Raw genomic sequence first — 16,788 nt, 5'->3', positions numbered from 1 at the left:
ATAAAGATATGCTTATACCTTCAAGTGCGCTGTCGTCGCGTCAGGCGAAGTCCAGGCGCGTCTCGCCGCCCGGCGGGATCTTCACGGTGCGGACAAGGTCGGCGTGGCGGACGCGCGTTTCGTCGCCCGGCGCGCCGCGTAACACGACCTCGGTCGGTCGTCCGTCAGCCCAGGCGACATCGAGGCCGAAGCCGCCGCGCGCCCGGACGCCGCGCAGCCAGCCCTTCGGCCAGGCGGAGGGCAGGGCGGGCAGGATCTCGATCTCGCCCGGGCGCGACTGGACGATCATCTCGGCCATGCCGTTGGTTCCGCCGAAATTGCCGTCGATCTGGAAGGGCGGATGGGCGTCGAACAGATTGGGGTAGGTCCGTTCCGGGCCCAGCAGCAGCCTGAGCACGCGGTGGGTTCGGTCGCCGTCGCCCAGGCGCGCCCACAGGTTGATGCGCCAGCCGATGGCCCAGCCGGTGGACAGGTCGCCGCGCTGCTCCAGAGAAGTCTGCGCCGCTCGCGCCAGAGCCGGCGTGTCGCGGCGTGAGATCTGCCAGCTGGGGAAGAGGGCGTAGAGGTGCGAGACGTGGCGGTGGTGCGGCTCGGGCGCCGCCATGTCCCAGTCGTCCAGCCATTCCTGAAGCTGACCGGCCTTGCCGATGCGGTCGGCGGGCAGGCGGGCGCGGGCGGCCAGCACCTCGCGGCGGAAGGCGGCGTCCTTGCGCAGGATCTGCGAGGCCTCGGCGACATGGGCGAACAGGTCGCGCAGGATCTGGCTGTCCATGGCGGGACCGGCGCAGACTGCGGCCCCGAACGGGTGCAGGTTTTCCGGCGACAGCGACGGACAGGTGACCAGACCCGAGCCGTCCGGGTGTTCGACCAGGGTGTCGAGGAAGAACTGGGCCGCCCCCTTCATCACCGGATAGACCTCGGCCAGATAGGCCTTGTCGCGACCGTAGTCATAGTGGTCCCACAGGTGTTCGCACAGCCAGGCGCCGCCCATGGGCCACAGACCGAAGCGGGCTCCGTCGATGGGGGCGGTGGCGCGCCACAGGTCGGTGTTGTGATGGCAGACCCAGCCGCGCGCGCCGTAGTTGACGCGGGCGGTGACGGCGCCGGTCTCGGCCATCTGCTTGACCATGGCGATCAGGGGCTCGACGCACTCCTGCATGGCCAGGGGCTCGGCGGGCCAGTAGTTCATCTCGGTGTTGATGTTGATCGTGTATTTCGAGCCCCACGGCGGGCTGGTCTTGTCGTTCCACAGGCCCTGAAGATTGGCCGGCTGGGTCCCCGGGCGCGAACAGGACAGCAGCAGGTAGCGGCCGTACTGGAAGTAGAGGGCGGCCAGGGCCGGATCGTCCAGGGTGGCGGAACTGGCGACCCGCTGGTCGGTCGGCCTTTGCGCGGCCTCGGTGGTCCCGACGGCGAAACCGACGCGCCGGAACAGGGGCTGATAGTCCGCCAGATGACGCGCCTTCAGCCGGTCGAAGTCCGCATCCAGCCTCGCCAGGGCGGCCAGGGTCCGGGCGCGCGGATCGCCGCTGACGTCCTTGGGTCCCACGTGGCTGGTGGCCATGGCGATCAGGATCAGGGCCTCGTCGGCGCCTTCGACGCGCAGGGCGCCGTCCTTGCCGAACGCGCGCCCGCCGCGCGGCAGGATGCGAACCCGGGTTTCGAATCTCAGGGCGGCGGGGATGTCGAACTGGGAACCGTTGCGGCCGGTCAGGACCAGATCCCCGTCCTCGACGGCGGCGTCGCCCGCCTGGGGCGTCTCGAAGCCGGCGTCGAAGCTCAGCGCGCCCGGGCGGTCGGCGGTCAGCCGCACGACGATGACGTCGTCGGGGCGTGAAGCGAACACTTCGCGGCGATAGCCGACGCCGTCCAGGCGGTACTCCGTCGTGGCCAGGGCCTGATCCAGATCCAGCTCACGCCGATAGCCGCTCGCGCCCGATCGGACGCCGAAGGTCAGGAGCAGGTCGCCGATGGTCTGATAGCTCATCTGCCGGATCGGCCGGGCCATCATCCGGGCCTGGGCCAGAGCCTGCGCCTCCGGATAGCGGCCCTCGAAAATCAGGCGGCGCACCTCGGGCAGGGCCTCGAGCGCGTCGGGGCTGGAGGGATCATAGGGGCCGCCGGCCCACAGGCTGTCCTCGTTCAGTTGCAGTCGCTCGCGGGCGACCCCGCCGAAGACCATGGCGCCCAGCCGGCCGTTGCCGACCGGCAGGGCCTCGACCCAGGCCTCGGCCGGACTGCGGTACCAGAGCTTGGGCTCGGCCTCGTCGCCGGTGCGCGGCAGGGGAACGACGGTCGGCTGGGCCAGGACCATCGGCCCTGCGCCCGCGAAGGCCGCCGTGGCCGCGGCGCCCATCAGCAGTCGCCGTCGATTGAAGCCTGCCGCACCCGCCTTGAACGTCGTCATTCCCCGCCTCGCACCCTTCTCGGATCAATTAGTAGTATGATACGATGAAGAGCAGCGGCGCAATACGGCGCGCACGCAGGCTGGCCCGAGGCGGTCGGGTCAAAACGATTCAGGCTGTCTGAAGAGAGTGGTGCCGCTTAGGTGACTCGAACACCTGACCCCATCATTACGAATGATGTGCTCTACCGGCTGAGCTAAAGCGGCTCCGGTCGGCGGCCTGACGAGTGTCGGTGGCCGCGCGAGGTCGGGTCTTTATACGGGTCCGGCGGACTTGCCAAGCGCTGTCAGCACGGAGTTTTCATCCGGGGCGTCGGCGGTGCGGATTTCGGTGAAGCTGAAGGCCGTCAGCGGGGCCGCAGCGGCGGCGGAAATGCAGACGGCGAGGCGGTTTGCGGCGGTCTCGGGTGTCGCGATGCGGGCGAAGGCGCGGGCGGCGCGGGGGGAATGCAGCAGGACGGCGTCGAAATCGGCGGGCGTGTCGGCGTCGGTCTCCTCGGCGGCGTAGACCGGCAGGCGTCGGACGGCGTGTTCGGGCAGGAGAGCGGGCAGGTCGCCGGCGGGCTCGCGGGCGCCGGGGGCGAGGATCAGGCCGTGGATCGGGCTGGCGGCGATGAGGCGGGCGAGGGCGTGGATGTCGCCGGCGGCCGAGCGGGCGTCGGTGAAGCCGGCGTCGCGGGCGGCCTCGGCGGTGGCGTCGCCGACCGCGAAGACCGGAAGGTCGCGCAAGTCCGGCGTCAGGGCGGCGAAGGCGGAGACGCCGTTGGGGCTGGTGAAGGCCAGGGCCGCGACCGAGGCGAAGTCAGGCGCGGCGTCGAGGGCGTCGGGCAGGGGGCGAATGGCTAGCAGGGGGGCGACTACAGGCTCGAAGCCCAGCGCCGTCAGCCGGGCGGCGGTGCGCGCGGCGCCGGGCTGGGCGCGGGTGATCCAGATGCGGCGGATCGGCCGCATGGCCTAGAGGTCGATCTTCTGGTCGCCGGCCTCGGCCTGGACCTCGCCGCCGAGACGCAGGCCGAGGGCGCGAGCGTGGTCGAGGGCGGTTGAGGACGAAACGCCCGAGATTTCCCCGACGCGGCGCCAGCGGGCCGAGCCGTCGGGGCTGAGCATTTCCGTGGTCAGGCGCAGGGTCCCGTTCTCGATCAGGGCGTAGGCGCCGATGGCGGTGCGGCACGAGCCTTCCAGCGCGGTCATGGCGCCGCGCTCGGCGGCGACGGCCAGGGCGGTCAGGTCGTGGTTGAGGGCGTGGGTCCAGTAGGCGTCGGCGTCGCCTTCGCGGGTCTGGATGGCCAGGGCGCCCTGGCCCGGCGCGGGCAGGAAGGCGTCCAGCGACAGACGCTCGCGGATGACCTCGGAGAAGCCGAGACGGTTCAGGCCCGAGCAGGCCAGGAGGATGGCGTCGAAGTCGCCGTCCTTGAGCCGCTTCAGCCGGGTGTCGACATTGCCGCGCAGCATCTCGATCTGCAGGTCGGGGCGCAGGGCCAGGGCTTGCGCTTGTCGACGCAGCGAGGCGGTGCCCAGGCGGGCGCCGTGGGGCAGGTCGGCGAAGCTGGCGAAATGCTCGCTGATAAAGCCGTCGCGGGCGTCTTCGCGCTCGGGGACGGCGGCGATGGCCAAGCCCTCGGGCTGTTCGGCGGGGACGTCCTTCATCGAGTGGACGGCGACGTCGACGCGGCCGTCGAGCAGGGCCTCCTCGATCTCCTTGGTGAAGAGGGCCTTACCGCCGACTTCGAGCAGGCGGCGGTCCTGAATCCGGTCGCCGGTGGTGACGATCTCGACCAGGGGGACCAGGGTTTCGATGTCGGCCTCGGCGACGCCCAGCGCGCGCCCGATGGCGCGCTGCATCATGCCGGACTGGGCCAGGGCCAGCCTGGAGCGGCGGGTGCCGATGCGGAGAAGCGGGGTCATGAGGTCGCGCAGCCGTTGCGAAAGGGGAACCGGGCCGCTACCTCGACCCGATGAACACTGGCGCGGACTATAGCAGCGGAACGACGGGGGCAACCGAACGGCGGTCGGACGGATTGACCGTGCTGGGTCTGGAGACCAGCTGCGACGAGACCGCCGCCTCGGTGGTGCGCCTGTCGGCGGCCGGGGCCGAGGTCCTGTCCAGCGTCATTCACAGCCAGATCGACGAGCACGCGGCCTTTGGCGGGGTGGTGCCGGAAATCGCCGCCCGCAGCCATGTCGAGATGATCGATGGCGTGGCGCGCCGGGCCATGCTTGAGGCCGGGATCGACTACGCGGCGCTGGACGGGGTGGCGGCGACCGCCGGGCCGGGACTGGTCGGCGGGGTCATGGTGGGGCTGAGCTACGGCAAGGCCGTGGCTCTGGCGCGCGACCTGCCGCTGATCGCGGTCAACCATCTGGAAGGCCATGCGGTGTCGGCGCGGCTGGGGGCGGAGACCGCCTATCCCTTCCTGCTGCTGCTGGTCTCGGGCGGGCATTGTCAGTTGCTGGAGGTGCGCGGCATCGGCGACATGAGCCGGCTGGGCACCACCATCGACGACGCGGCGGGCGAGGCCTTCGACAAGATCGCCAAGGCCATGGGGCTGGGCTACCCCGGCGGGCCGGCGCTGGAGAAGCTGGCGGCGTCCGGCGACGGGTCGCGCTTTGACCTGCCGCGCGCCCTGCTGGGACGCAAGGACTGCGACTTCTCCTTCTCGGGCCTGAAGACGGCGGCCTCGCGGCTGGCCCAGACCTGTACGAGCGAGCAGGACAAGGCCGATCTGGCCGATGCGGTGCAGAAGGCCATCGCGCGTCAGCTGGCCGAGCGGACCGAGCGGGCCATGGTCGCGTATGCAGAGCAGCATGAGGTTCTGCATTTCGTCGTCGCTGGGGGCGTGGCGGCCAACAAGACGATCCGGCGCACGCTGGAGGATCTGGCGACCAGGCACGGCTTCAGCTTCCTGGCGCCGCCCATGGTCTATTGCACCGACAACGCGGCCATGATCGCCCTGGCGGGGGCGGAGCGGCTGGAAAAAGGCCTGACCTCGGACATTGATGTCGCCGCCCGGCCGCGATGGCCTCTGGACGAGGCGCGCGCGAACGCCGATCCTGTGCACAAGAAAACGGGCCGCAAGGGCGCCAAGGCTTGATCTGCCGGCGTTCGAGCGGTGGTCGGGGGACCGGAGAAGACATGGAATTTCATACGGCAGGCGTGATTGGCGGCGGCGCATGGGGCACGGCCCTGGCGCAGAGCGCGGCGGCGGCGGGCCTGGCGGTCGTGCTGCAGGCGCGTGAGCCGGAGGTCATCGAGAGCATCCGCACGCGGCGGGTCAATGACGCCTTCCTGCCGGGGATCGAGCTGGACTCGGCCATCAACGTCACCTCGAACCTGGCCGATCTGGCCGACTGCGATCTGATTCTGGCGGTGCCGCCGGCCCAGCATATGCGCGCGACGCTGACGGCTTTTGCACCCTATGCCCGGCCCGGCCTGCCCATCGTCCTGTGCGCCAAGGGCGTCGAGCGCGGCTCGCTGAAGCTGATGACCGAGGTCTTGGCCGAGACCATCCCCTCGGCGACCCCTGCCGTCCTGTCGGGCCCCAGCTTCGCCGCCGAGGTGGCGCGCGGCCTGCCCAGCGCCGTCACCATCGCCTGCGAGGACGAGGACATGGCGGTCGCCCTGGCCACGGCCCTGTCGGGGCCGGTCTTCCGTCCCTATCTGGCCGACGACCTGATCGGGGCCGAGACGGGCGGGGCGTTGAAGAACGTCCTGGCCATCGCCTGCGGCATCGTCGAGGGCCGCGAACTGGGCCGCAGCGCCCACGCCGCCGTCATCACCCGCGGCTTCGCCGAGATCGTCCGCGTGGCCCAGGCCCTGGGCGGCAAGGCCGAGACGGTCGCCGGCCTGTGCGGTCTGGGCGATCTGGTCCTGACCTGCTCCAGCCCGCAGTCGCGCAACATGAGTCTGGGTCTGGCCCTGGGTCAGGGGATGAGCGTGGAGCAGGCCCTGGCCGGCAAGCGGTCGGTGGCCGAGGGCTACGAGAGCGCGCCCGCGGTGCGCGAGCTGACGCGCAAGCTGGGCGTCGAGACCCCCATCTGCGAGGCCGTCGCCGCCGTCCTGGCGGGCGAAACCACGGTGGACGCCGCCATCGAGGCCCTGCTGACCCGGCCGCTCAAGCCCGAACGCGAATAGTCAGCCCGCATTTTTCCGCTCATCCCCGCGGAGGCGGGGACCCAGTTCGAGCCGTTTCTCAGACCCATGCCCATCTCTATTCAACGTGCGCCGTCTCTGGCCAAAGCACTTCTGGCCAAAGTACTGGGTCCCCGCCTCCGCGGGGATGAGCGGGTGTGGGGATGACGGACCAGCCCGTCGCCGAAGAGCGTAAGCGCGTCTGGAAAACGCCGCCGAACGTGCCCCTGTGCGCGGAAGACGACATTGCCGATCCCGGCTCGCGCGGTTTCGTGCTGCAGATCGGCGAGGCCTTCTTCCACGGCTTCGTGGTCAAGAAGGACGGCGCGGTCGCGGGCTGGGTCGACCGCTGTCCGCACGCGGGCTTCCCCATCGCCATGGAACTGGACCGCTATCTGACGCCGGACGGGTCGCTGATCCTGTGCGGTTGGCACGGAGCGGTGTTCGAGCCGCTGTCGGGCGCCTGCGTCGGCGGACCGTGCGCGGGCGGCAAGCTGACGCCCTGGCCGGTCGAGGCCAGGGGCGGGATCATCCGGACGGCCTGAGGCTTTCCCGCACCTCTGCCGTCATCCTCGGGCTTGACCCGAGGATCGAGCCGTCGGCTCCGTTTTGGTGGCAGGAAGACCATCGCCCCGTCTTCAGCCTGACGCCGACTGCGCGCGGAGCGCTCGATCCTCGGGTCAAGCCCGAGGATGACGGGGAGTTGGGTGACGGCGGATAGAGGGCGGGGACGCTATTCCTTCGGGACGATCTTGGGGTCCTTGGTGAAGGCGTCGTCGACCTCTTCCTCGGTGATCCGCTTGGACGGGTCGCCGGGCTGGTTGAGGTTCTGTTCCTCGGTGCCGTCGCCCATCATGCCGGGATGGGGATCGGTCTTCTTGGGGTCTTCGGCCATGTCGGACTCCTTGCTGGACACGCAAGCAACACGGGCGGCGGGACGGCGTTCCATCACGCCGCCTTGAATCAGGGTTTCAGGCGTTCGGCGTTGGCCACGACGGCGGCGTGGATCGGCGACAGGGCCTCGGCCTGAAGCTTCAGCATAGACTCGCCCATGGTCCAGCTGTCGGACAGGGCGCGCGACCAGACGCCCATGCCCCAGGCCGCCTGCAGGGCTGCGGCGCCGGCCAGGCTGTCGGCGCGGGCCAGCCGCGCCAGATGGGCCGAGGCTTCGACGCTTTCGCGGTCGGCGATGCGGCGGCCCTGATCGGCCAGATCGAGGGCGCCTGTGGCCACGGCCCCGGCCGAGGCTGTCAGGGCCTCGACCTTTTCCACGCCCATCCGCCCCAGCTCGGCGTGATCGGCGCGCAGGGGGTCGGCCAGGGCCTCGCCCATGATGGCCAGACGCCGGGCGATGACCTGGGCCGAGGCCTCGGCGGTCTCCTGTCCGACGCGGGCGGTGCGGGCGGCGCGAGCAATGGGGTTCATGCGGTGAGCCTGGGCCTGTTCCGCTCGCGGGGCAAGCGGATCAGGCCCCCTAGCTTCAGGGCAGGACTTCGGCGGCGAAGGCCGAAACGTCCTGGATCAGGGCCGGGATGGAGGCGTCGATGATGCGCTGGCCCTTCTCGGGGCTGGCCTGGGCCGGGTCCGAGCCGATGCGACCGTCAGGGAAGCGGGCGCGGTAGTCGAGCGCGTCGCGGATCGGGCCCATGGGGGCGATCTTGGGGCTGTAGTCGGCGATCTTGATGTGGTCGGGATAGGCGGCCTGGGTCACCGCGATCTCGGACGGGGTGGCGTGGGCGCCGTGGCCGACGGGGAAGATCTCCTCGCACAGCTTGTGCACGCCGGGCAGGTCCCACCAGTTGCGCAGCTTCAGGACAAACGGAGGTTGCTCCTCGACGAAGGACCACTCGGCGTAGATTTCCGAGAAGGTGGCCTCGATGGTGGCGACGTTGCCGCCGTGGCCGTTGAGGAAATAGATGCGCTCGAAGCCGTGACGGGCCAGCGACGACACCCAGTCGGTGATCGCGGCCATGAAGGTCGAGGGGCGCAAGGAGATGGTGCCGGGGAAGGCCAGGTGATGCTGGGCCATGCCGATGTTGAAGGTCGGAGCGATGATCAGGCGCTCGTCGCCCTTCTCGGCGGCTTGGGCGATGATCTCGGGACAGAGCCAGTCGGTGCCGAGAAGGCCGGTCGGGCCGTGCTGCTCGTTCGAGCCGATCGGCACGATCACCGTCTTGGACAGGGCGGCGCCGGATTTCAGGCGCGCGTCGATCTCGGGCCAGGACGACAGGTGGATCAGCATGGGGGAACTCCGCGAGGGGGGCAGAAAGACCTCGGCGCTTTACGCCGATCCGGCGAAAGGGCCAAACGCCGCGCTCGGGTTGGCGCCTAGGTCGGAGCGAAGGCGCGGATGAAGCGGCGGGCCGTCTCGCGGGCGCGACCCGGGACGTCGTCCTGATGCGGGTGCGGCAGGCCCAGGACCGACCGCAGGTGGCCGTGGCCCAGGACCATGCCGGCGAACATCTCGGCGGCGGCGGCGGGATCGGGCACGGACAACAGGCCCAGTCGTTCCTGCTCGGCCAGCCAGGCGGCGATGCGGCGCACGCTTTCGCCCGGCCCGGCGTCGTAGATGGCGCGAGCCAGTTCAGGGGCCTGGGGCGACATCAGGGCCACGCCGCGCAGGGAAGCGCCCTTGCCCTCGCTGCAGATCTTGCGGATCAGGGTCTCGGCGATGGCGCTCAGAACCTCTTCGGGCGCGGCTCCGGATTTCAGCGGCGCCGTCACCGCGTCCGAGCGCCGGGCGGCCAGGGCGCGGGCGATGTCGAGCTTGGTCGGAAAGCGGTTGTAGAGCGTCTGTTTCGACACGCCGGCGCGTCGGGCGATCTCGGTCATCGAGGCGCCCGCCCCCTTTTCCACGAACAGGTCCGAGGCGGCCTGGAGGATGGCTTCGCTCTTGTGTTCGTCGACCTGACCGGGGGCGCGGGGCATCAGTGGACCTCGGACGGGCCGGCCGAGGGATCGGGCTTGCCGGGCTTGGACAGCAGGGTGACGAAGGCGGCGCAGGCGCAGGCCACCGCCAGCAGGGCGAAGGCGTCGCCGAAGGCCAGGGTCGTCGCCTGCTTCTGCAGCATGCCGTAGAAGGCCTTCATCGCGGCGGCCTGGGGGTCGATGGAGGCCGAGAAGCGCTGGGCCATGCCGGCGATCATGTTGCGCGCCGCCGTGTCAGACTGGTTGATGGCGCTGGTCAGCTCGACCATGTGCAGGGCCGAGTTTTGGGTCAGGGAGGTGTTGAGAATGGCCAGGCCGAAGGCGCCGCCGACGTTGCGCGACAGGTTCACCAGACCCGAGGCGTTCTTGACCATGTGCGGCGGCAGGGTGGACATGGTCACCTGCTGCGAGGCGATCATGGCGATCATGACGCCGCAGCCGCGCACGGCCTGAACCCCGGCGAACTCCCAGAAGCCCCAGTCTCCGGTCACCAGTCTCGCGTCCCACATCCCCCAGGCGCACAGCATGAAGCCGAGGAACATCAGGATGCGGGGGTCGACGGCGCGCACCAGCCGCCCGGCGAAGGGGGCGGTGAGGAACATGGCCAGCCCCGAGACGACCATGGTGGTGCCGACCTCGGCCGCCGAATACTCGCGCACCCGGCCGAGGAAGAGGGGCAGCAGGAAGGTGCCGCCGAACAGGGCCGCGCCGACGATGAAGGTCATGACGACCCCGACGACGAAGTTGCGGTTGGCGAAGGCGCGCAGCTCGACGATCGGATTGAAGTAGGTCAGCGAGCGCCAGATGAAGGCCGGGCCGCAGATGGCCGCGACCAGGCTGAGCAGCAGGATGTGGTCGTCGGCGAACCAGTCGTTCTTGGCGCCTTCTTCCAGCACGAATTGCAGGCTCATCAGGAAGGCCGCCATCAGGCCCAGCCCCCACCAGTCGAAGCCCTTGGCCAGCGACGGGTCGCCCTTGTCGAAATGGGCGTAGCGGCTGACCAGGAAGAGGACCAGAACGCCCGGAAAGACGTTGATGAAGAAGAGCCAGCGCCAGCTGAGCGCCTCGGTCAGGTGGCCGCCCAGGGTCGGGCCGACGGTCGGGGCCAGGGTGACGATCAGACCCATGATGACGCTGGCGGTGACGCGCTTCTCGGGCGGGAAGGCGGTGAAGGCCACGGCGAAGACGGTCGGGATCATGGCCCCGCCGAGGAAGCCCTGCAGCGCGCGGAAGAAGATCATCATCTCGACCGAGGACGACAGGCCCACGACCACGCTCATGATCAGGAAGCCGGTGCAGGAGGCCAGGAACAGCTTCTGCGTGCCCCACAGCCGCGACAGGTATCCCGACAGGGGGATCATCACGACCTCGGGGATCAGATAGGCGGTCTGGATCCAGCTGATCTCGTCGGCCGAGGCGCCGACCCCGGCCTGGATCTGGGGCAGGGAGGCGGCGACGATCTGGATGTCCAGGATGGCCATGAACTGGCCGATGACCATGCCGGCGAAGCCGAGCAGAAGGACGGTCCAGTTGATCTCGGGCTTGTCGGCGACCGCTGGGGCGTCCGCAGGAAGGACGCCGTCTCTCACCGGCCCGCGTCCAGAGAGGCGGTCTCGACCTCGCCCAGATGGGCGTCGGCGAAGGCGGCGCCGCCCTGGCTCTTGAGATCCACCTTGACCTCGACGGACAGACCGGGGCGCAGGGTGACGGGCTCGCCCGAGGCGCGGCGGTCGACGACGATGCGGACGGGGACGCGCTGGGTGATCTTGGTGAAGTTGCCGGTGGCGTTCTCGACCGGGATCAGGGCGAACTCAGAGCCGGTGGCCGGGGCGAAGCTGTCGACGCGGCCGACGATGGCCTGGCCCGGGAAGGCGTCGGCCTTGATCTCGACCGTCTGGCCCAGACGCATGCGGCCGACCTGGGTCTCCTTGAAGTTGGCGACCACATAGGTGTCCTGCACCGGCACGATGGACATCATCTGCCCGCCCGCCTGCACCACCTGGCCGACGCGCACGCCGCGAGCGCCGACGACGCCGGCGACGGGGGCGCGGATGACGGTGCGGTCGAGGGTCAGCTGGGCCTGTTCGACCAGGGCGCGGGCCTGCTCGACGGCGGCGACGCTCTGGCTGCGGGTCGAGCCGAGGACGGCGGCGGTGCGCTGTTCAGCGGTCAGGGCGGCCTGGGCCTGGGCGACCGAGGCGCGGGCGGTTTCAGCGGTGGCGCGCTGGGTCTCGATGCGCTGCTGCGACACCCAGCCCTCGGCGGCCAGCTTGCCGTAGCGATCGACCTCGGCGCGGGCCAGCTTGGCCTGGGCGTCGGCCTGGGTCACGGCGGCGGCGCGAGCGGCGATATTGGCCTGTTCCTGTTCGGCGCGGGCGTCGACATTGGCCACGGCGGCGGTCAGGGCCGACAGATTGGCCTGGGCCTGGGCCAGCGCCGCCTTGGCGTCGGCGTCGTCCAGACGGGCCAGGACCTGACCGGCCTCGACGCGCTGGTTGTCCCTGACCAGGACCTCGATCACCGAACCGCTGATGCGGGGGCTGACCGAGACGGTGTCTGCCTGGACGAAGGCGTTGTCGGTCGCCTCCCAGCGCTGCTTGCCCTGCCACCAGACCACGCCGCCGGCGATCAGGGCGAGGCCGACGACGCCGCCGACGATCAGGGGCAGGCGTTTCTTGAGAGTGGCGGGGAGGGCCATGGGGAGACAGCTCGCTTCGATTTCGGCGCGTAAAATGGACAGAAGCGTCCATAAATCAAGAGGCGTCTGCGCGATTTTGTCGCACCGTGTCGATTCCGTTCGGTTGACGCCGCGTTCGCGGAAGGCGAAGCGGGAGCATGACCGTCCGCCAACGTCCCCCGTCCAAGGCTGTCCGCGCCGCCCTCAGCCCGCCGCCGGGCAAGCGGTCGCGCGCGCCGAAGAAGGCGCCGGTCGGGGCGGTGATCGGCTGGCCGCCGGACGAGGACCGGGTGGAGGAGATTTTCACCCGGCTGTCGGGGGTCATGCCCGATCCCAGGACCGAGCTGGACTTCGTCAATCCCTACACCCTGGTCGTGGCCGTCGCCCTGTCGGCCCAGGCGACCGACGTAGGGGTCAACAAGGCGACCAAGGCCCTGTTCGCGGTGGCCGACACGCCGCAGAAGATGCTGGCCCTGGGCGAGGAGGGGCTGATCCCCCTGATCGCCTCCATCGGCCTCTATCGCACCAAGGCGAAGAACGTCATCGCCGCAGCGCGGATGCTGGTCGAGCAGCACGGCGGAGAAGTGCCGCTGAACCGCGCCGATCTGCAGGCCCTGCCCGGCGTGGGGCGCAAGACCGCCAGCGTGGTGCTGAACGAACTGGGCATCGAGCCGGCCATCGCGGTGGACACCCACGTGTTCCGCGTCTCGCACCGGTTGGGTCTGGCCAATGCGGCGACGCCGGACAAGGTGGAGCAGCAACTGCACAAGGTGGTGCCCGAGGCCTGGCTGCCCAAGGCCCACCACTGGCTGATCCTGCACGGCCGCTACACCTGCCTGGCGCAGCGGCCCAAGTGCGGGGCCTGCGTCATCGCGGACCTGTGCCCGTCGCGGGCAAGCTTTGTGGGCGTTTGACTTCTGTCGTCATCCTCCGGCGAGCGTAGCGAGACCGGGGGACCCAGCGGCGCCCGGAGGGCGAAAGCTCCGCACGCCGCGCTTGTCGTGAAGATCGCCTTCGGCGCCGCTGGGTCCCCCGGTCTCGCTACGCTCGCCGGAGGATGACGGAAGAAGAGGGGACGGGCTGTTAGAGCCCCAGCCGCTCCGCCACGGCGCGGCCGAAGCGGGCGCCGGCTTCAGGCGCGGCGCCGAGATAGAAGTCGGGCTCGATCAGTTCGGCCTCCATCAGCAGCCACTGGCCGTCGGCGTCGGGCACCATGTCGATGCGGGCGTAGAGCAGGGGCTCGTCGATGGCGGCCAGCGTCCGCTCGGCGAGGGCCAGCGCGCCCTCGGGGGCCTGATCCAGCCGCTGGTACTGACCGCCGTACTGGACCTGGATGCGGAACTCGTCGGCGTGGGCCGGGCGCTTGTTGACCACGTGGCTGAGTTCGCCGCCGAAGAAGAGGAGCGAGGTCTCGCCGGCCGTGGCGATGGTCGGCAGGAAGGGCTGGATCATGGCCCCACCCTGCGGGGCGTCCGACAGGACGTCCTCCAGCAGGTCGCCGGCCGCGACCTTGAGCGTGCGCCAGGCGCCGCCGGACACGGTCGGCTTGACGATCAGCTGTTCGGCGCCGGTCGCGGCGAAGGCGGCCTCGACCACGGCGGGGCTGGCGTGGTCGGTCCAGATGGTCGGCGGGATGGCCACGCCCTTTTCCGCCAGCCGGGCCAGGTAGCGCTTGTCCGAGTTCCAGCGCAGGACTTCCGCCGGATTGGCCAGGGGCGCGCCCGCGTCGGCCCAGGTCGCGCAGGCCTGCATCCAGCGCTCATGGTCGCGGTGGTAGCCCCAGACGATCAGGGGCAGGACTAGCGGGAAGTCCATCAGGCCGTGGGCGTTCTCGATGTGATCGGTCCAGGGCGTCGGACGCGCCTTGATCCCCGCCGTGGCCAGGGCCGCCGCCAGTCGGTCCAGCACGCCCGGCCATTGCCCCGCGTAGGAGGGGTCGGCGGGGTCGGGGGTCAGGACGGCGACTTCGGTCATGCGATTGCTCCTCGGAGGCGACCTGCATAGGCTGTTTTCGGCGGCGTCGAAAAGCCCGGCGCTGGCGTCGCGGCCCTTGTCCCGCTATGGGGCGCGCATGACCCAGAACGCCATCTCCACCGCCCGCTTCGACGTCTGCGCCGTCGGCAACGCCATCGTCGACGTGCTGAGCCCGTGCGAGCCCGCCTTCCTCGAGGCCCAAGGCCTGACGCCCGGCTCGATGCAGCTGGTGGACGAGGCCCAAAGCGCGGCCCTCTATGACGCCATGGCGGCGGGGGTCGAGGCCTCGGGCGGGTCGGCCGGCAACACGGTGGCGGGCGTCGGCTCGTTCGGCGGTCGCGCGGCCTATATCGGCAAGGTGGCCAGGGACACCCTCGGCGAGGTCTTCACCCACGACATCCGCGCCGCCCACGTCCACTTTGACACCCCGGTGCTGGAAGGCGGCGCGGGCTCGGGCTTCGGCACCGGCCGCTGCCTGATCAACGTCACGCCCGACGCCCAGCGCACCATGTGCACCTTCCTGGGCGCGGCCAACCAGCTGACGACCGCCGACATCGACGTCGAGCTGATCGGCGCCAGCGAGATCGTCTATCTGGAAGGCTATTTGTTCGACCCGGCCCCGGCCCGCGCCGCCTTCGAGGCCGCCGCCGCCGCCGCCCATGCGGCGGGCCGCAAGGTCGCCATCACCCTGTCGGACAGCTTTGTCGTCCACCGCTGGCGCGCCGAGCTGCTGGCCTTCATCGAGGCCTCGGCGGACATCGTCCTGGCCAATGAAGGCGAACTGCACGCCCTGTTCGAGACCGAGGACTTCGACCACGCCGCCGCCCACCTGGGCCGCATCGTCGAGGTCGCCGCCGTGACGCGCGGCGAAAAGGGCTCGGTCATCTTCCGTGGCGACGAACGGGTCGAGGTCGCCGCCTTCCCCGTCGACAAGGTGGTCGACACCACAGGCGCGGGCGACCAGTACGCCGCCGGCGTCCTGCTGGGTCTCGCGCGCGGCCTGTCGCTGGCTGAGGCCGGCGCCCTGGGGTCGCTGGCCGCCTCGGAAGTCATCGCCCACTGGGGCCCGCGTCCCATGGTCAAGCTGGAGGCCCTGGCCGGCGAGCACGGGCTCAAGCTCTGATAGCAACCAAGGGCCACGCGCGGGGGGCGCTTGCCGTTCCCCGTCGCGCCGCGTAATCGGCGGACCATGTTCGGCCTCGCCAATCCCGACCGCTTCATGCGCTTCACCCGCCCGCTCACCCCGGTTCTGTGGGGGCTGGCCGTCGTGCTGCTGGCGGCGGGGATCTGGCTCAGCTTCGCCGCGCCCGCCGACTATCAGCAGGGCGACACGGTGCGGATCATGTTCATCCATGTCCCCGCCGCGACCCTGGGCCTCGGCGCCTATGCGGCCCTGGGCGTCTCCAGCTTCTTCGCCCTGGTGTTTCGTCATCCGCTGGCCGACGCCGCGGCGCGCGCCGCCGCCCTGCCGGGCGCGGTGCTGACGGGTCTGGCCCTGATCACCGGCTCCTTGTGGGGCCAGCCCATGTGGGGGACCTGGTGGGTCTGGGACGCGCGTTTGACCTCGGTGCTGGTCCTCTTCCTGTTTTACCTCGGCTACATGGCCCTGCGCGCCTCGATCGACGACGAGGCCAAGGCCGGGCGCGCTGCGGCGGTCCTGGGCCTGGTCGGGCTGATCAACCTGCCTATCGTCAAGTTTTCGGTCGACTGGTGGAACACCCTGCATCAGCCGGCCTCGCTGCTGCGCGCGGGCGGGACCAGTCTGGACCCGGCTTACCTTGCGCCCCTGCTGACCATGATGGCGGCCTATGGGATGCTGTTCGGGGCCATCTGGCTGACCTCGATCCGCACCGAGGTGCGTCGTCGCCGCGTCCTGACGCTGCGCGCCCGCGCCGCCCAAGAAGCCTGATTGGAAGCCTAAGGAGCCGCCGATGCTGGATCTCGACATGAGCCCCTACGGCGTCTTCGTCTGGTCGTCCTGGGCCATCAGCGCGGTCGCTCTCGCCGCCATTTCGCTGCGCGCCCTGCTCGCCGCCCGACGCTGGAAGCGAGAGCTGACCCGTCTGGAAGAGGCCCGCAAATGAACCGCTGGTTCGCCCTGATCCCCATCGCGGCCCTGGCGGCGCTGGGCGTCTTCCTGATGGTGCAACTGAACACGATGTCCGGCGCGCCGGGCGAGGGGCGCGAATACAAGCCCGACGCCCTGGTCGGCCAGCCCATTCCCGAGACGGTCCTGCCCATCCTGCAGGGCGAGGTCGAGACCGATCAGCGGCTGGACCTGAAGACGGCGGGCGTCGGCAAGCCGATGATCGTCAACCTGTTCGCCAGCTGGTGCGCGCCCTGCCGACTGGAGCACCCGCAGCTGATGAAGCTGAAGGCGCAGGGGATCAATGTCATCGGCGTGGCCTACAAGGACGAGCCGGTCGCCACGCGCGCTTTCCTCGACGAACTGGGCGATCCCTACGCCTTGGTCCTGGTGGACCGCGAGGGGCGGGCGGGGCTGGACCTGGGGGTCTCGGGCGTGCCCGAGAGTTTTGCCGTGGACGCCTACGGGACCATCGTGGCCAAGTCGTCGGGGCCGGTGCTGACCGACGCCGATCTGCAGAAGATGGTCGATGCCCTGAAGGCGCCGGTTCGCTAAAGCCCGCCCGCGTGAAACAGGGTGAATCGCGCATT

18 protein-coding genes and 1 tRNA gene are annotated in these 16,788 nt (G+C 70.3%); 8 read left to right on the top strand and 11 right to left on the bottom strand.

Annotated features, from left to right (window positions below):
- Positions 1-40: 40 nt before the first annotated feature.
- The 4 genes from ACFYLW_RS14220 to hemC form a co-directional block, all read right to left on the bottom strand.
- Positions 41-2,407 carry a glycoside hydrolase family 95 protein gene (locus ACFYLW_RS14220; RefSeq protein ID WP_313471844.1) on the bottom strand — a complete coding sequence of 789 codons (2,367 nt, stop codon included), beginning with the start codon at positions 2,405-2,407 and terminating at the stop codon, positions 41-43.
- A gap of 128 nt (positions 2,408-2,535) precedes the next feature.
- Positions 2,536-2,611, bottom strand: a tRNA-Thr gene (locus tag ACFYLW_RS14215).
- Between the two features lie 48 nt (positions 2,612-2,659).
- Positions 2,660-3,355, bottom strand: a complete 696-nt coding sequence (locus ACFYLW_RS14210) for a uroporphyrinogen-III synthase (protein ID WP_312065422.1) — start codon at positions 3,353-3,355, stop codon at positions 2,660-2,662.
- Between the two features lie 3 nt (positions 3,356-3,358).
- Positions 3,359-4,309, bottom strand: coding sequence for a hydroxymethylbilane synthase (hemC, locus tag ACFYLW_RS14205; RefSeq protein WP_312065423.1), 951 nt, complete (start codon positions 4,307-4,309; stop codon positions 3,359-3,361).
- A gap of 50 nt (positions 4,310-4,359) precedes the next feature.
- On the opposite strand from hemC, the gene tsaD reads away from it, so the two are divergent.
- The 3 genes from tsaD to ACFYLW_RS14190 all read left to right on the top strand — a co-directional run bounded on the left by tsaD (position 4,360) and on the right by ACFYLW_RS14190 (position 7,078).
- On the top strand, positions 4,360-5,496 hold the full coding sequence (gene tsaD, locus ACFYLW_RS14200) for a tRNA (adenosine(37)-N6)-threonylcarbamoyltransferase complex transferase subunit TsaD (RefSeq protein WP_312065424.1): 1,137 nt from the start codon (positions 4,360-4,362) through the stop codon (positions 5,494-5,496).
- A gap of 41 nt (positions 5,497-5,537) precedes the next feature.
- Positions 5,538-6,536 (top strand): NAD(P)H-dependent glycerol-3-phosphate dehydrogenase, encoded by a 999-nt coding sequence (locus ACFYLW_RS14195; protein ID WP_312065425.1) that lies wholly within the window; start codon positions 5,538-5,540, stop codon positions 6,534-6,536.
- A 161-nt stretch (positions 6,537-6,697) separates the two neighbouring features.
- Positions 6,698-7,078, top strand: a complete 381-nt coding sequence (locus tag ACFYLW_RS14190) for a Rieske (2Fe-2S) protein (RefSeq protein WP_292084783.1) — start codon at positions 6,698-6,700, stop codon at positions 7,076-7,078.
- Positions 7,079-7,266: 188 nt separating this feature from the next.
- Here the strand turns inward: ACFYLW_RS14190 and ACFYLW_RS14185 are convergent, their stop codons facing one another.
- The 6 genes from ACFYLW_RS14185 to ACFYLW_RS14160 all read right to left on the bottom strand — a co-directional run bounded on the left by ACFYLW_RS14185 (position 7,267) and on the right by ACFYLW_RS14160 (position 12,159).
- On the bottom strand, positions 7,267-7,482 hold the full coding sequence (locus ACFYLW_RS14185) for a hypothetical protein (protein ID WP_312065426.1): 216 nt from the start codon (positions 7,480-7,482) through the stop codon (positions 7,267-7,269).
- A 14-nt stretch (positions 7,483-7,496) separates the two neighbouring features.
- The gene (locus ACFYLW_RS14180; RefSeq protein ID WP_312065427.1) at positions 7,497-7,958 is read right to left on the bottom strand and encodes a phasin family protein; all 462 of its coding nucleotides are present in this window, start codon (positions 7,956-7,958) and stop codon (positions 7,497-7,499) included.
- A 55-nt stretch (positions 7,959-8,013) separates the two neighbouring features.
- Positions 8,014-8,775 (bottom strand): creatininase family protein, encoded by a 762-nt coding sequence (locus ACFYLW_RS14175; RefSeq protein WP_312065428.1) that lies wholly within the window; start codon positions 8,773-8,775, stop codon positions 8,014-8,016.
- 86 nt (positions 8,776-8,861) lie between these two features.
- A complete protein-coding gene (locus ACFYLW_RS14170) occupies positions 8,862-9,461 on the bottom strand; it encodes a TetR/AcrR family transcriptional regulator (RefSeq protein ID WP_312065429.1) in 600 nt (199 codons plus the stop codon).
- Entirely contained in the window at positions 9,461-11,050 is a 1,590-nt protein-coding gene (locus ACFYLW_RS14165) for a DHA2 family efflux MFS transporter permease subunit (protein WP_312065430.1), read from the bottom strand. The genes ACFYLW_RS14170 and ACFYLW_RS14165 overlap by 1 nt, the downstream gene beginning before the upstream one ends.
- Complete coding sequence (locus tag ACFYLW_RS14160; protein WP_313471843.1) at positions 11,047-12,159, bottom strand: HlyD family secretion protein; 1,113 nt, start codon at positions 12,157-12,159, stop codon at positions 11,047-11,049. Before ACFYLW_RS14160 ends, ACFYLW_RS14165 begins: the two co-directional genes overlap by 4 nt.
- Positions 12,160-12,296: 137 nt before the next feature.
- Between ACFYLW_RS14160 and nth the strand changes: the two genes are divergently transcribed.
- Positions 12,297-13,052 (top strand): endonuclease III, encoded by a 756-nt coding sequence (gene nth / locus ACFYLW_RS14155; protein ID WP_312064463.1) that lies wholly within the window; start codon positions 12,297-12,299, stop codon positions 13,050-13,052.
- 169 nt (positions 13,053-13,221) lie between these two features.
- Here the strand turns inward: nth and ACFYLW_RS14150 are convergent, their stop codons facing one another.
- Positions 13,222-14,112 carry a transporter gene (locus ACFYLW_RS14150; RefSeq protein ID WP_312064461.1) on the bottom strand — a complete coding sequence of 297 codons (891 nt, stop codon included), beginning with the start codon at positions 14,110-14,112 and terminating at the stop codon, positions 13,222-13,224.
- Between the two features lie 97 nt (positions 14,113-14,209).
- Between ACFYLW_RS14150 and ACFYLW_RS14145 the strand changes: the two genes are divergently transcribed.
- The 4 genes from ACFYLW_RS14145 (at position 14,210) to ACFYLW_RS14130 (ending at position 16,753) form a co-directional block, all read left to right on the top strand.
- A complete protein-coding gene (locus tag ACFYLW_RS14145) occupies positions 14,210-15,235 on the top strand; it encodes an adenosine kinase (protein WP_312064459.1) in 1,026 nt (341 codons plus the stop codon).
- 66 nt (positions 15,236-15,301) lie between these two features.
- Positions 15,302-16,021, top strand: a complete 720-nt coding sequence (locus ACFYLW_RS14140) for a heme ABC transporter permease (protein ID WP_312064457.1) — start codon at positions 15,302-15,304, stop codon at positions 16,019-16,021.
- 22 nt (positions 16,022-16,043) lie between these two features.
- Positions 16,044-16,196 (top strand): heme exporter protein CcmD, encoded by a 153-nt coding sequence (gene ccmD, locus ACFYLW_RS14135; RefSeq protein WP_312064456.1) that lies wholly within the window; start codon positions 16,044-16,046, stop codon positions 16,194-16,196.
- Positions 16,193-16,753 carry a DsbE family thiol:disulfide interchange protein gene (locus ACFYLW_RS14130; RefSeq protein ID WP_312064454.1) on the top strand — a complete coding sequence of 187 codons (561 nt, stop codon included), beginning with the start codon at positions 16,193-16,195 and terminating at the stop codon, positions 16,751-16,753. Before ccmD ends, ACFYLW_RS14130 begins: the two co-directional genes overlap by 4 nt.
- Positions 16,754-16,788: the final 35 nt, after the last annotated feature.

Source organism: Brevundimonas sp. NPDC007368 (assembly GCF_042869015.1).
In the GTDB taxonomy this organism is placed as follows: domain Bacteria; phylum Pseudomonadota; class Alphaproteobacteria; order Caulobacterales; family Caulobacteraceae; genus Brevundimonas.
This window is presented reverse-complemented; position numbering and strand designations above follow the sequence as displayed.

Bases quoted from the DNA above. Each gene is read 5' to 3' on its own strand.
- ACFYLW_RS14220 (WP_313471844.1), bottom strand. From the start codon at position 2,407: ATGACGACGTTCAAGGCGGGTGCGGCAGGCTTCAATCGACGGCGACTG.
- ACFYLW_RS14210 (WP_312065422.1), bottom strand. From the start codon at position 3,355: ATGCGGCCGATCCGCCGCATCTGGATCACCCGCGCCCAGCCCGGCGCC.
- hemC (WP_312065423.1), bottom strand. From the start codon at position 4,309: ATGACCCCGCTTCTCCGCATCGGCACCCGCCGCTCCAGGCTGGCCCTG.
- tsaD (WP_312065424.1), top strand. From the start codon at position 4,360: ATGAACACTGGCGCGGACTATAGCAGCGGAACGACGGGGGCAACCGAA.
- ACFYLW_RS14195 (WP_312065425.1), top strand. From the start codon at position 5,538: ATGGAATTTCATACGGCAGGCGTGATTGGCGGCGGCGCATGGGGCACG.
- ACFYLW_RS14190 (WP_292084783.1), top strand. From the start codon at position 6,698: ATGACGGACCAGCCCGTCGCCGAAGAGCGTAAGCGCGTCTGGAAAACG.
- ACFYLW_RS14185 (WP_312065426.1), bottom strand. From the start codon at position 7,482: ATGGAACGCCGTCCCGCCGCCCGTGTTGCTTGCGTGTCCAGCAAGGAG.
- ACFYLW_RS14180 (WP_312065427.1), bottom strand. From the start codon at position 7,958: ATGAACCCCATTGCTCGCGCCGCCCGCACCGCCCGCGTCGGACAGGAG.
- ACFYLW_RS14175 (WP_312065428.1), bottom strand. From the start codon at position 8,775: ATGCTGATCCACCTGTCGTCCTGGCCCGAGATCGACGCGCGCCTGAAA.
- ACFYLW_RS14170 (WP_312065429.1), bottom strand. From the start codon at position 9,461: ATGCCCCGCGCCCCCGGTCAGGTCGACGAACACAAGAGCGAAGCCATC.
- ACFYLW_RS14160 (WP_313471843.1), bottom strand. From the start codon at position 12,159: ATGGCCCTCCCCGCCACTCTCAAGAAACGCCTGCCCCTGATCGTCGGC.
- nth (WP_312064463.1), top strand. From the start codon at position 12,297: ATGACCGTCCGCCAACGTCCCCCGTCCAAGGCTGTCCGCGCCGCCCTC.
- ACFYLW_RS14150 (WP_312064461.1), bottom strand. From the start codon at position 14,112: ATGACCGAAGTCGCCGTCCTGACCCCCGACCCCGCCGACCCCTCCTAC.
- ACFYLW_RS14145 (WP_312064459.1), top strand. From the start codon at position 14,210: ATGACCCAGAACGCCATCTCCACCGCCCGCTTCGACGTCTGCGCCGTC.
- ACFYLW_RS14140 (WP_312064457.1), top strand. From the start codon at position 15,302: ATGTTCGGCCTCGCCAATCCCGACCGCTTCATGCGCTTCACCCGCCCG.
- ccmD (WP_312064456.1), top strand. From the start codon at position 16,044: ATGCTGGATCTCGACATGAGCCCCTACGGCGTCTTCGTCTGGTCGTCC.
- ACFYLW_RS14130 (WP_312064454.1), top strand. From the start codon at position 16,193: ATGAACCGCTGGTTCGCCCTGATCCCCATCGCGGCCCTGGCGGCGCTG.